This is a genomic window from Sporocytophaga sp. (assembly GCF_017745095.1).
In the GTDB taxonomy this organism is placed as follows: Bacteria; Bacteroidota; Bacteroidia; order Cytophagales; family Cytophagaceae; genus Sporocytophaga.
Window position 1 is genome coordinate 100,853 of record NZ_JAGHZZ010000001.1, and the last position, 13,637, is coordinate 114,489.

The following is a 13,637-nucleotide window of genomic DNA, read 5'->3' on the forward strand; positions in this document are numbered from 1 at the left end:
TATGCCTTTTTTTAGTGTATGTATTTCCAGCTTTGACAGGAGTGAAACGATTGAAACTACGCTTAAATCTTTATCCCTTCAGGAGTTTAAGGATTTTGAAGTGATAATAGTAGATTGCTCCAGTACAGATAATACAGTTGAAAAGATCCAGCATTTTTTTAACTCTGATTTTTTTAAAAAGCATCCATTTACATATCAGTTTGTACAAAGGGATTATGAGCCCCAAACCGTTGAAGACTGGAATGAACCAGTTAAACTTGCTAGTGGGAAATACATTGCAATGTTGGAAGGAGACGATCAATTCTTGCCAGACCACCTAGAAAAAGTTTATAAAACATTAGTGGAGGCTCCTAAAATTGGGATTTTTGCAACAGGTAATCAAAATGGAGCGCGCAAAAAACAAGGACTATTTAAAAGCCAGGATTATTTTGAATACCTCTATACACTCAAAGAAGTTCCCCCTCCATCTGAAGCTATATTCTTAAGGTTAAATAAGCAAGGAAATCCTTATTATTACAATGATAAAGATTTCATATATGCACCCGAAATTGATTTATATATGCGAATAGCGTTGGATGGCTTTGATACTTTTATTGCTCCTTCTCAAGGAGTAATCCGAGATGTTAAAGTGAAGTCAAGAGCCAAGTGGAAATATTATGCCGATCATTATTATATCCTGGATAAATACAGATCGTTTCAAAAAGGGACAGATGTATATCATGAAGTGAAGCGTGAAATTGATTCAAAAGCATATATGGCTTTTGTTTATGATTGGTTGTATTACAAGACCAGTGAAAGAAAAGCATTAAAAGAAAACCTTATAAAAAGATACGGAAGCTTTAACTTTTATTTAAATACAACGAAAGGCATATTTGCAGCAGTGTATAAGGGAATTATCAAAAGAATTTTAAAATAGTTATTTTTTTAACTTATGAATATATAATACTTTGTCATTTTTAGGTAACACCTTATCCAGGGTTTTAGAAAGGACAAAGTATAACTTTCTTAGAAGTTTCTTTTGAAGTATTTTTTGAATGTTTGCGTTAAAAACTAAAATAAGAGAGGAGAGGAACGCTCCAGAGAAACCCAAAGGTAATCTTTGAACCGTTTCAAAACCATTAAATAAAATATCAATACCTTTTTTAGAATATAGAATTCTATGCCTCGGTGTATCCAGATGCACCCATTTTCTTCCGAATAATTTAAATGAACTGGAGTATATATTGGGGAAGTCATTAATAGAATAGCAGATCTCCTTAGAAGCATTTTTTATCAAGTCAACATAAGCCTGTGGATCTTGAATATGTTCAATGAACTGAGAGGAAGAGAATACATCAAATCTTAATCCTTCAGGAACCGCTCCATAATCGCCTTCTATTAAATGTATATTTAAATTTTTAAGATTCTGTTCTGCAAATTTGATATTAAAATCAATTCCGTATAGCTCGCTTTGAGGAAAGTATTGTCTTAGTATTAATAGCATTTGTCCATTTCCACAGCCAACATCTATAAACCTGAATTTACCATCCGGAAAATATGATTGTAATAGTTTAATTCTTATGCTTATAGCGTTGTTCTTATCATTTAAATCAACTGTGCTGAATTTATTAGTGAATGGCGTATAAGAATCACCATAATAGCGTGCTAATTCATTATTATCAACCTGCGGTAAGATGGACAAAGAATTACATCCTTTGCATTGATACCAGTTGTAACTTCCCTCTACGGCTTTAAAATTGATATCCTTTTGGTTTTTATACAAAATGAAAGTTTCAGATTGGCAAACCGGGCAATTTAATTTTGTCATTATAAGAGATGATTTATGATCAATCCAGGCGGTAAAAATATTAAAAAATATATACTATTGAGAAAATAGTTTTTAGCAAGTATAGTGCTTATCTACAGAGCTTTAGAGATAATATAGTTAACGGCTTTTCTATGCTTTGAAATAGCATGTGATAAATAAGAATAAAAAGATATTAACATGAAAAATTTAAAAACAAGCATTCTTACACAAGTTTATGATTTAACAGGCAATAAATTGTTCTTTAATAGTAATTGTTTCTAAAAAATGTCATTATCGAATTGACATTATCAAAATACACCCACATTGCATAGCTATAATTCGAATTGATCAAATCTTTAGTAGGTAGAGAAATATAAGAAGATCCATCAAAATGATAGGCGCTGTTTTCTTTACCACATCTGTCGGTGGTTAAAGTGGCTCCGAAAGACGTTCCATTATTATCATTTCCTGAAGCATCTTGAATATTAGAAGTGAATGGATAATAAGCAACTAACTTATTCTGAGATTTAACAAATTAAAAATTTAATAAAATTACAATCAGCGGTAAAAATTTTCTCATAAAGATTTTTCCCTTTTAGTTAAGAAAAATGCAAAATCTTTATCTACTAATTTCCCCTATAATTAGATCCTTCAACTTTTCTTTTAATAATCCTCAATTGAATGCCATAAGACTATAAAGCGACAACCAATTGTTTATTCACTATTATAACATATGGTTATCTGGCTCTTCGTAAAAAACAGTCTTGAAAAATCAAAGTGTTGTATTGCAGATCAATAATTTAGAATTATTCGGAAACAATTTCCTGTTAATTTTACCATTTTTTAATTCTATTTCTTCTGTTACAATCTGGTTTAGAGATGGTAAAAAATTTTCCTCATGCATAAGAAGCGTCAGAACCTTCAATTGTTCTCCGTTCAATAAATCACTTTACCGGAAGATTAGCCTCTCCCCATTTTTCCATTCTATTTAGGATATCTTCAAGAGACTTACCTCGTTCTGTCAGTTCATATTCTACTTTTGGAGGGACTTCCTGATAAACAATACGATTGATCAATCCATCGCTTTCAAGTTCTTTTAACTTTGCAATAAGCATCCTTTCAGAAACACCAACCAGCCTTTTTTTCAATTCATTGTAGCGGAGTTTTTTTTCATTCAGGAGATAAACAAGGATATTGATTTTCCATCTTCCACCGATTAAAGATAAAATCTGGGTAATACCACAATGCTCTTTCCAGTATTTCTCATTGATGCTATTGGTAGAATGTTCCTTTCTTGATTTCATACTCACTTTTTTGTTAGTACCATACAATTTAGTATGTACTTTCTTCACTCTAAATAAATCAAAATATTTGCAAAGTAAGATTTAAAAAGAACTAAAAATGGAAACGATCAAAGTAGTATTTTACTGGACAAGTTATGCTTATTATCTCTATGTGTTTGGATATGCATCTCTTTTCAAGGTATTTCAAAAAAAATCAATGATGGACAGTATGCTATCTCTTGGGTTTAATAAAATCTGGACTATTCTCATTGGAATTGGTGAACTGATAGGAGTTATCTTAATTGTGGTAGGATTGATTAAACCTCAGTTTAGAAATCTAGGAATTTTATTGCTGGTCCCTTTTTCGGTTGGCGCATTCACAGCACATATGGCGCATCAGGAATATCAGCACTATTATAATTCATTGATAGTGTGCATACTTACGATTGTCATGCTTGCCTTAGACAATAATTTCAAAATTCAGTTTTAAAAAAGATGTATGCTTGCACATCTTCATTGTCGTTAGATTCAGGATATGATCAACCTTTTGTTAGAAAAGATTAATTAGGTTTATTTCCTTAATTTAACGACAAGGACACGTGCATCTATAAACCATAGGAATTACTTTAACATAGCACTAATGTGCCACAAATCAGAAATGGAAAATGAAAAACCAGAGTTCTGGGAAATTAACTTTATTGAAAAGCAGGAGATGTGGGGCTTTGAGCCAGCAAATGCTGCAATATTAACAAAGGATTTTTTTGTTAAGAATGCAGTAAAAAACATCCTAATTCCTGGGATTGGATATGGAAGAAATGCACAGGTTTTCAGAGAAAACGGAATAAATGTAACTGGGATTGAAATATCAAAAACGGCTATAGCAATGGCAGAGAAACATTACGGCAATGAGATGAAAATCTATCATGGCTCTGTAACTAATATGCCCTTTGATAACTGTCAGTATGATGGAATTTTTTGCTATGCCCTAATCCATTTATTGGATAGATATGAAAGAGAGAAGTTAATCAGTGAATGCTACAATCAACTGGCGGAAAATGGCTACATGATTTTTACAACCATTACCAAAGAAGCATCTACCTATGGTCAGGGACAATTAATCAGCAAAGATCGGTATGAAATGTTTGGCGGGGTTAAAATGTATTTTTATGACAGAGAGTCTATCGCCTCAGAGTTTAGCGGGGCAGGGCTGTTCGAAATCACAGAAATTGATGAGAACTATCCGTTCTATTTAATTAAATGCAGAAAAGTCAGAAGCCTTTAATATTTATAATAAGCCATTAAAAAAGGCTGTCCATATTATGGTCAGCCTCTTCTTAACTTTCAACTTTAAGATTTGTGCTTAAAACTTAATACTTCGAACTTATTACTTTTTCGGTACAAGTGTCACAGCTCTCATCATGCCATGCTCTTCACCTTCAAAAGAAAGCTTCTCTTCGCTGATATCTTTGATTTGTTTTTCAACAGTTTTGCCACCTTCGCTGTAGTGTAAAGTAATTGTATTGTCATTTACTTCCCAGGTTCCATCCTGAGTTTGGCCCGCTTCAGTATATTCAAATTTGCCATCATTGGTAAACGAATAATAAACGCCTCCAATCGCATCTGGTGAAACTGTCGTTCCTCCAAGGACCAATTCTGTTGCCTTCCATTCTTTGGCAATCATTTCCTTTTTTTCTTTAGCACAAGCCGTTACAAGTATTATAAGAACGATCAGAGCAGCGAATCTTTTTAAAAGCGAGGTTTTCATGATGATTTTTTAGTCAATAAGATGTTAATTTGCAGATCAATAAAAATTCTGTTTAAATCTACAGAAATTTTTATGCAAATGTAATAAAGCTTTTTAAACGGGAAAAGCCATCGTTGTAACTGCCTGTTAAGTACAACTAAACTTTTCTATGCCCAGATTGCTTTATGGAGTTTTACTTATAACTTTTCAGTTTCCAATGGAAGTTCGTTTTCCAATATATTTTAAGTTTACAACAATTCTTCTTGGACTAATCCTATTGGTTTATGTCCTAATAGAGGCACAGAACATTTTAATATTACTGGCTCTTGCCGGACTTATTTCTCTTTTATTGCTCCCTCTGGTCCGCAGACTTGAGCGAAAAATACCTTCTACTTATGCAATTCTTATAGGCCTCGTCCTGATTATTATTGTCCTGGGCCTAGTTGGCATTTTCGTGTATTCCCAATTGGTAGATTTGATGGAATCACTTCCTGATATTACTCAAAGGCTCACCAAACTTGTAGAGCAAGGGAATCCTTTCTTTGAAAAGTACTTAGGCGTAAAAAGAGGGCAGACCATAACTTATCTGAAAGAAGAGCTAATTAATTTACTTCATCAAAGTACAGCGATATTTTCGACAACTCTTTCTGTTACTACCGGGATATTTACAGCAGTAGGTCTTGTTCCGGTATTTATATTTTTCATGCTTTACTACAGGGCTTTTTTCAAGGATTTTTTACTTCTCTTATTTAAGGAAGAAAGTCATGGAGATGTGTTAAAGACAATTGAAAAAATAGAAATGGTAGCTCAATCATATCTTTCCGGATTGCTTATTGTCATTTCAATAATTTCAATTCTGAACGTAATAGGCCTCTATATAGTAGGAGTGGAATATGCAATATTCTTCGGATTGTTTGCAGGTATGCTGAATATAATACCCTATATCGGAGTGTTTTTAGGCTCTACTCTTCCTATCGTATACACCGCCCTCAAAGGAGGTTCATTGATTCAATGCGTTGGTGCCGGTGCAGCCTTGTGGGTTGTTCAATTGCTTGAATCAAATTTTATAACACCAAACATAGTCGGAGGTAAAGTAAGTTTGAATCCTTTTGCTTCCATACTTGCTCTATTGATTGGCGGTGCAATCTGGGGTCCTTTGGGAATGATTCTCTTTGTCCCCTTCACTGCTATTCTAAAAGTTATCTTTGATGCCATTGACCCGCTTAAGCCTTATGGATTTATCCTTGGAGAACCTCCAACTGATAAGGATGAAGACAAAGAACCTTTCTACAAAAGAGTCTGGCCGTTTAAAAAGAAGTAGAAGTAAGTATATTTAGCTCTCGCTTATCCAAAGTAAATGGACTTCATCCCTAACCTTTCTCCTGAAGACATAAACTCCAACTTAATCATTTTATAAATAATTCTTAAATAAAGAAAATAGCAACAGTGTGCGCAACAGCAAGGTCTTATCGGAAACTTTGTTGCTCTTTCTCAAACTGTTGCTCCCTATCTTATTATTACATTCCTCCTTAGCTTTCCTTATGATTAAGGAGAATTAATTCTTAATTCTACAAAGATGTATTAAGGGCAGTGGATTAATTATAATTTTTCTTCAAAAGGTTACACAGGAAATTTTTCTATTAAAAAAGCAATTATAAGCTCCTGTATTTCAGTGAGCATGTTAGATGACCTTAACAATTTTTAATTCTTTACAGTTCTTCAAGTACAGCTTCTCTCAGAGTTTGAATCTAAAAGCCTTTACTTATGAGAAGAATCCTACAACAACAAAAAGACTTTGTCTTTTTATATTTTATTATTTCGGTTATGTGCCTTTCCTGCAGTTTTGCAGAGCAGGAGTCAGAAGAAAGGTGTGAGGGAAACATAGGAGTAGTGAAAGAAGATCATTCGGATAAACAATTTCAACACCTAATAAAGTTTGTCAATAACAATACTTCCCATTCATCTACTGACCTTCATAAAATTCGTCAAAGGGGTGTTCTGAAAGCCATAACAGGACTGGGCAGAACTAGCTACCATATAAATAACAATGGAGCTCCTGGCGGATTCGAATATGAAATGTTACAAGCTTTAGCAAAACATCTCAACATTAAACTTGAAATTGTAGTTGCTGAAAGTGTGGAGTCTATGTATGATATGCTTAAAAGAGGAGAAGCTGACCTTATTGCATATCATTTGGTGCCAAGCAGGGAGAGGGATGATGACGTTAGTTATACCGTACCCTATAACCACATGAGGCAGGTAATTGTGCAGAGAAGTTCATCTTCTCTTCTGAAGGCCCCTTCAGATCTGGCTGGTAAAACAGTTCACATCCCCAAAGGGTCTCCTTTTAGGACGAGATTGGAACATCTTGAAGAAGAAATTGGTGAAGACATTCATATTCAAGAAAGAACTAAACTCGTCGGAGAGGAAGATTTGATATTGCAGGTTGCCAGAGGAAAAATTGATTATACAGTTGCGGAAGAAAATATTGCTCGCCTTACCCGAGCGTATTATCCAAACCTTGATATTCAATTGGCTATAAGTTATCCTCAGAAAATTTCCTGGGCAGTGGGAGAAAACACTCCCGATTTGTTAATGGAAATTAATAGTTGGATGACTAAGTATGTAGAAGGAAAAACATTTACGAAGACCTACAACAAGTATTTCCGATCGGGCCAACAAGGCCATGTCCAATGCGCTAGAGGCAAAGGGAAAAATTTGTCACAATACGATTGTCTTATAAAAAAATCGGCAAAGGAGATCGGATGGGACTGGAGGCTTTTGGCAGCTCTGGTATATCATGAGTCTAAGTTTAATCCACTTGCAAAGTCTTGGGCAGGAGCTTGCGGACTGATGCAGTTGATGCCATCTACAGGAGCACTCTTCGGTTTGGAAAACCCAGAAGATCCATATGAAAATATGAAAGCAGGCATCAAATATCTTAAATGGTTGGATAAGTACTGGAAAGAAAAGGTACCTGATCAGGATGAACGGCTCAAGTTTGTGCTGGCTTCCTATAATGCCGGTCAGGAGCATGTTGCTGACGCCCAGCGTCTGGCAATAAAATATGAAAAGGATCCATTGGTATGGGATGATAACGTAGCTTACTTCTTGCTACAAAAGGCCCAGGTGAAGTACTACTCAGATCCGGTTGTCAAATTCGGATACTGCAGAGGCTCTGAGACATTTAACTATGTGAGCAATATTATAAGCAAGTTTCAATATTACAAGCAATTAATACCTGACGAGATTATTTAAAGTATGATTTTTATAAAGTATGGAACATGTTCATCCATTTGTAGTTCATTTCCCTCTGGCATTGCTCATTACAGCGAGCTTTATGGGGTTGGTTGGTATATTTTACAGAAGAGGTTTGTTTAAAGAGATTGTTTTATGGCAATGTGTAGTTTCTTTATTCTTCCTGTTTCTTGCGATTTTAAGTGGTTATAGTGATGAGGAAAGAATCATTGGTTCTTTACCTGTAGATGAGCTAATGACTGTACATAAGAAAAATTCTTACATTATTACTATACTGTTCCTTCTTCTTACTTCATGGCTGGTATTAAGAAAGAGGGTGATGAAAACAGTTGAATACTCTTCTTGGGTCGTATTTCTTACTATAGGAGGAGTTTCAGTTATTTATCAGGCCGTATTGGGAAGTAAGCTTGTTTATCGGGAGGGAGTTGGTGTGAAGCCTATGGAAATGGCAAAAGCTAAAGCTGCCGAGAAAATAAAACAAGAAGCGAACATTAATTATTGAAAAACAATGTAGCATGTAGAGACGCCATGCATGGCGTCTCTACTGAAATCGTTGAAATGATAATATGTACTTCTTTTAATTTTTGATTAGTTGACGGCTTTCGTGGCAGGCTTTAAAAGAAGGTCTTTTTTAAGTCTTGCTAAATTTCCATGGAGCTGTTTTATTTATTGAACAAGAATGAATTTCCCGGGTTAGCAATAATCAGGGATTTTTTTATGAAAATACTAAAAAGCTTGAGTATTAGAAATAAGCTCCTTTTGCTTATAGGAGTCTTGCTCTTCCCTCTGCTTTACTTCAGTACAATCAATTTAATAAACCAAGTTAATGATCAAAAAAGGCTAGTATCTATTTTTGATAAAATCAAAAAGACGGAACTTACATCCAACCTTATAAATGCTATTCAGAATGAAAGGATACTTAGTCAAGCATTCCTGGGCAATGAGGGAAAGCAATTTGAAAGGGAGCTTATAATTGCCAGAAAGGGGACGGACAAGGAAGTCGTTATTTTTAAACGTTTCCTGAATGAGTCTGACGAAGAGATTTCACATGGTTTTTACCTGACTCAACGGATTGGAGAGTATAGAAACGAAATAGATCATCTGAAAATAGACTCTTTATCCGACAATATCCTGTATAGTGATATTATTTACCATTTGCTTGATGATATTGAGCATACAGCCTTTGTTATCAAAGAGCCGGCTCTTCAAAATGAAGTTTATACATTTCTTTATCTTCTTAATGCAAAAGAATCATTAGGCCAATTGCGGACGCTAGTGATGCGAGGAATCACCACAGGAAATTTTTCAATTAAAGACTACGGAGCTTTCTGTATTCGAAAAGCCTCCTATGAAAGAGATATTCAGGACTTTTTAACGGAATCATCCACAGATGTCTATAATTACTATTCTCAGGTTATTAAGGACAAAGCGTTTAAGGAAGTTCTGAGTACAATCGCTTTGATATATGAACGAGCAGATATCGAAAATGTCGTCCAGACTCCTGAAGCATGGTTGACAAAAACAACAATTTGTATGGGGCAGCTGAATAGTGTTGCCATGTATGATATAAACCTCCTTAAAAAGGAGATGGATGACCTTCTTCATGTAGGACGAAGGAAAATGATAGTCTTCACAGCTTCTATCACGCTATTGGTTTTAATTTCTGTATTTCTTGCGATTTATTTTATAAGAAACATTTCCATGTCTGTTATAAAATTAAAAGATGCATCAGAGCAAATCTCAAATGGTGATACCAATGTTGTACTTAAGATAAAATCTAATGATGAGATCGGAGCCCTTGCCAAATCTTTTACATTAATGAGTGAAACAATGAAGCGTCAGGCAAATGTTGCTTCTGAAATCGGTAAGGGCAATTATGATGTTAACATTGAGGTAAAGAGTGAACATGATCTTCTTGGTAACTCATTAAAAAAAATGAACAATAACCTCCGCAATTTTTCTATAAGAGAAAAAAGGAGAACCTGGGAACTCGACTTTGACAGGGAGCTTAATGACCTGATGCGCGGCCAAAGAAGTATTGATTTGCTGCTCAAAAAGATTATAGATTTTATTTCTGAAAAATTAAATGTACAAGTTGGTCTGATATACCTTTTGTCTGAATCTGAGGTGCTTAACGTTAAGGCTGCATGGGGTATCGATATTGATAAAGTAAGCGATAAAGAATTTTCTTTTGAAGATTCAAGGCCGGGTCTCGCACTGAAGTATGAAAGGGTGGTAAAGTTAAAAGATATACCGGAATCTTATTTCAAGATTTATTCAGGGCTTATAAAAGGACTACCATCCAATATTATCTGGGTGCCGCTGGTGTTTGAAGAGTTTAAAATAGGGGTTTTTGAACTTGCTTCTATTGAAGAGATATCAAGGGAAAACATAGATTTCTTTATGGCCGAATGCGAAAAGATTTCAATGGTACTTCTAGGTCTGAGAGCGGTTGAGCGAACAAACGAATTACTCTCCGAATCTCAGAGCCAGGCAGAAATATTATCTGCTCAGCAAGAAACACTGAAGGAGGTTTATGAAGAATTGCTTTTACAGAAAAATAAGCTACAGGCATCCGAAGAAGAACTAAAGTCCAGTCAGGAAGAGCTGCAGGAGAAAAACGTGGAGCTAGAAGAAAAGGCTAGTCAGCTAGAAGAGCAGTATCAAGAGCTGAGGGTAAAGAATAGCCAGTTGGAGGAGGCTAGAAAATCAATTGAAAATAATTTGCTTCAACTCGAGGTTACATCCCGTTATAAATCAGAGTTTCTTGCAAATATGTCTCATGAGCTAAGAACACCTTTGAACAGCATATTGATTCTATCAAAACTATTATTAGACAGCAAAGATGGCATTGAAGATAAGCATAAAGACTATGTTAAAATTATAAATCATTCTGGTGCAGATCTATTAAAGCTTATTAATGATGTACTTGATCTTTCAAAAATAGAGGCCGGAAGAATTAATACAGAAATAGTCAGTACACCTTTGGATGATTTGTTAATGAAAGACCAGTTCATCCATATTGCAAAGGAAAGAAATATTGAATTTAAAACGTCCATAAAACCCGGTCTGCCTGAGAAAATTTATACTGATAAATTCAGAGTGCAGCAAATTTTAAAAAACCTTCTTTCCAATGCATTCAAATTTACGCCATCCGGGGGCCAAATTTCTGTATCAGTTTATTATACTGATGATCAAGTAACATTTCAAAATGATACCTTAAAAACCTCAAAAAGAGTTATAGCATTTTCAGTAACTGATAGTGGTATTGGTATTTCTGAAAAAAAGCAGAAACTTATTTTTGATGCCTTCCAGCAGGAAGATTCATCAACCACAAGGAAATTCGGAGGCACTGGCTTGGGACTTTCTATTAGTAAGGAATTGGCAACTTTATTAGGAGGGGAAATTCATCTTAAAAGTGAAAAGGATAAGGGAAGTATTTTTACCCTATATCTGCCTGAGTTATCAGATGATTATGAGCAGTCAAGTCCTTTGGTTTCACATGCAGAAGAAAAAGAAAATTCAGAAAAGGAGCAGCAAGAAAATATAGATATACAACGAAATGAATCTGTTTTGCTGATTATTGAAGATGACGTCAATTTTTCTAAAGTCATATCTGATATTGCGCAATCCAAAGGATACAGGACCATTGTTGCACATACGGGCCATGATGCTATAAAAATGGCATTTGAAAATGCTCCTGGAGTTATAATACTGGACATTGGTTTGCCCGATATAACCGGATGGGAAGTACTTGAAAAGATTCGGAAGCATGACATTTTGAAAGATGTTCCGGTTCATATTCTTTCAGGAGAGAAAGATGCAGGCCTAGTTAAAGACTTTTCCAATGTTTGGTTTGAACAAAAGCCTGTTGGTAAAGAAGTCCTTGAAAAGACATTTTTTGAGATAGAAAGACATAACAATAAAGCACTCAAACAAATTTTGATTATTGAAGCAGCAAATGAGTTGGAAGAGAAAATCAAGAGAGTTGTTAATCAGGATTCTGTGAAAATCGCGCATTCCCAAGTAGTTGAAGAGTCCGAGAAACTGATACCATTAAAAAAGTTTGATTGCATTATTATGGAGTTCCATCTTTCTGATAATGATTTCCAGGTATTGCAAATCATCAGAAGAGATGAAAAAAATTTTAACACCCCTGTTATTATTTATACTGAAGAAAGTTTTTCTGAAGAAGATGAAAGGAGGATAAAAAAGTTTACGGAGTCAATCATCATAAAAGCTCCTCAATCAGGAGAACGACTTGCCGATGAGATAAATCTGTTTTTGTATCATGTTAAAGGAAGCAGATCAAAAGATAATGCTCTAAAAGGAAAGTTTATTAGTTCAGATAATGCATTGAGGAACAAAAAAGTATTGATCGCTGACGATGACATCAGGAATGTCTATGCTTTGATAAATGTTCTGGAATCCGAAGGAGTGAAAGTCATTTCAGCGGGTGATGGTAGAGAGGCACTACAGCAAATAACTGAACATAAAGACATTGATTTGGTTCTTATGGATATCATGATGCCTGAAATGGATGGATATGAAGCAATGAGGCGAATCAGGGAAATAGATGAATATAAGGACATTCCAATTATAGCGCTCACTGCCAAAGCCATGAAGGGCGACAAGGAAAAGTGCATAAAAGCAGGAGCTTCTGACTATGTGAGCAAACCAATGGATGTTGAAAGATTGTTATCTCTTATGCGAGTGTGGTTGTATGAAAGAAGGAAAAGATAATAAAATAGTATTATTAGAAGATGATCAATTAGAGGATCTGTTCGTGTCACTTAGACAAAGGTATGGATATGATTTTACAGGTTATGCAAAAGCTTCAATAAAACGCAGAGTTCAGAAGTTTATAGATACCATTGAAATGGAGTCAGTAGATCTCCTCAAAAATCAATTGCTGAGAGATGAAGCGTTTTTCAAATATTTTTTGGATGAGATTACAGTCAATGTAACGGAAATGTTCCGTGACCCTTTGTTTTTCGCAAGTCTTAAAAAAAATGTTTTTCCCCTGTTAAATACCTACCCTTTTATAAAGATATGGGATGCAGGCTGTTCTTCCGGTGAGGAATTATATTCTCTTGCCATTTTCCTTGACGAAGAGGGGCTTTATGGAAAATCAAGAATCTATGCAACTGACATTAGTCAGCGTGTTCTCGACAAGGCAATGGATGGTATTTATCCTATAGACATGATGAAGGAGTACACGGGAAATTATATTCATGCAGGCGGTAAGCGGTCTTTTTCAGAATATTATACAGCTATGTATGGCAATGCAATATTTCGTGGCAGACTAAAGAAAAATGTAATGTTTTCTGCTCACAACCTCGCTGTAGATGAGTCTTTCAATGAATTTAATCTCATCGTATGCCGCAATGTACTTATATATTTCAACAGAGATCTTCAGGAGAGAGTTATTGAGTTGTTTTTAAAAAGTCTACCGGTTTTTGGGTTCCTTGCTTTAGGTAATAAAGAAACGCTTTCGTTTTCTATATTCAGAGATCATTTCGAAGAAATAGACAAAGCGCAAAAGATATACAGAAGGATAAATTGA

General features: G+C 35.0%; 11 protein-coding genes. 8 read left to right on the top strand and 3 right to left on the bottom strand.

Features of this window, described 5'->3' with window-relative positions; genetic code table 11:
• The first annotated feature begins 1 nt into the window (after nucleotide 1).
• Nucleotides 2–916, top strand: coding sequence for a glycosyltransferase family A protein (locus tag J7604_RS00455; RefSeq protein ID WP_293889767.1), 915 nt, complete (start codon nucleotides 2–4; stop codon nucleotides 914–916).
• On the opposite strand, the gene J7604_RS00460 is transcribed toward J7604_RS00455, so the two are convergent.
• Nucleotides 917–1,807 carry a bifunctional 2-polyprenyl-6-hydroxyphenol methylase/3-demethylubiquinol 3-O-methyltransferase UbiG gene (locus tag J7604_RS00460; protein WP_293889769.1) on the bottom strand — a complete coding sequence of 297 codons (891 nt, stop codon included), beginning with the start codon at nucleotides 1,805–1,807 and terminating at the stop codon, nucleotides 917–919.
• A 923-nt stretch (nucleotides 1,808–2,730) separates the two neighbouring features.
• The gene (locus J7604_RS00465; RefSeq protein WP_293889771.1) at nucleotides 2,731–3,090 is read right to left on the bottom strand and encodes a helix-turn-helix domain-containing protein; all 360 of its coding nucleotides are present in this window, start codon (nucleotides 3,088–3,090) and stop codon (nucleotides 2,731–2,733) included.
• Nucleotides 3,091–3,187: 97 nt separating this feature from the next.
• Here J7604_RS00465 and J7604_RS00470 point away from each other — a divergent pair, with 97 nt between their 5' ends.
• On the top strand, nucleotides 3,188–3,559 hold the full coding sequence (locus J7604_RS00470) for a DoxX family protein (protein ID WP_293889773.1): 372 nt from the start codon (nucleotides 3,188–3,190) through the stop codon (nucleotides 3,557–3,559).
• 150 nt (nucleotides 3,560–3,709) lie between these two features.
• Nucleotides 3,710–4,351, top strand: coding sequence for a bifunctional 2-polyprenyl-6-hydroxyphenol methylase/3-demethylubiquinol 3-O-methyltransferase UbiG (locus J7604_RS00475; protein WP_293889775.1), 642 nt, complete (start codon nucleotides 3,710–3,712; stop codon nucleotides 4,349–4,351).
• A 102-nt stretch (nucleotides 4,352–4,453) separates the two neighbouring features.
• Here the strand turns inward: J7604_RS00475 and J7604_RS00480 are convergent, their stop codons facing one another.
• On the bottom strand, nucleotides 4,454–4,834 hold the full coding sequence (locus tag J7604_RS00480; RefSeq protein ID WP_293889777.1) for a lipocalin family protein: 381 nt from the start codon (nucleotides 4,832–4,834) through the stop codon (nucleotides 4,454–4,456).
• A gap of 196 nt (nucleotides 4,835–5,030) precedes the next feature.
• Here J7604_RS00480 and J7604_RS00485 point away from each other — a divergent pair, with 196 nt between their 5' ends.
• The 5 genes from J7604_RS00485 (at nucleotide 5,031) to J7604_RS00505 (ending at nucleotide 13,637) form a co-directional block, all read left to right on the top strand.
• Entirely contained in the window at nucleotides 5,031–6,134 is a 1,104-nt protein-coding gene (locus J7604_RS00485; protein WP_293889779.1) for an AI-2E family transporter, read from the top strand.
• A gap of 443 nt (nucleotides 6,135–6,577) precedes the next feature.
• Nucleotides 6,578–8,071, top strand: a complete 1,494-nt coding sequence (locus tag J7604_RS00490) for a transporter substrate-binding domain-containing protein (RefSeq protein ID WP_293889781.1) — start codon at nucleotides 6,578–6,580, stop codon at nucleotides 8,069–8,071.
• A gap of 19 nt (nucleotides 8,072–8,090) precedes the next feature.
• Nucleotides 8,091–8,573, top strand: coding sequence for a DUF2231 domain-containing protein (locus J7604_RS00495; protein ID WP_293889783.1), 483 nt, complete (start codon nucleotides 8,091–8,093; stop codon nucleotides 8,571–8,573).
• 215 nt (nucleotides 8,574–8,788) lie between these two features.
• The gene (locus J7604_RS00500; protein WP_293889785.1) at nucleotides 8,789–12,814 is read left to right on the top strand and encodes a response regulator; all 4,026 of its coding nucleotides are present in this window, start codon (nucleotides 8,789–8,791) and stop codon (nucleotides 12,812–12,814) included.
• Nucleotides 12,795–13,637, top strand: coding sequence for a protein-glutamate O-methyltransferase CheR (locus J7604_RS00505; RefSeq protein WP_293889787.1), 843 nt, complete (start codon nucleotides 12,795–12,797; stop codon nucleotides 13,635–13,637). The genes J7604_RS00500 and J7604_RS00505 overlap by 20 nt, the downstream gene beginning before the upstream one ends.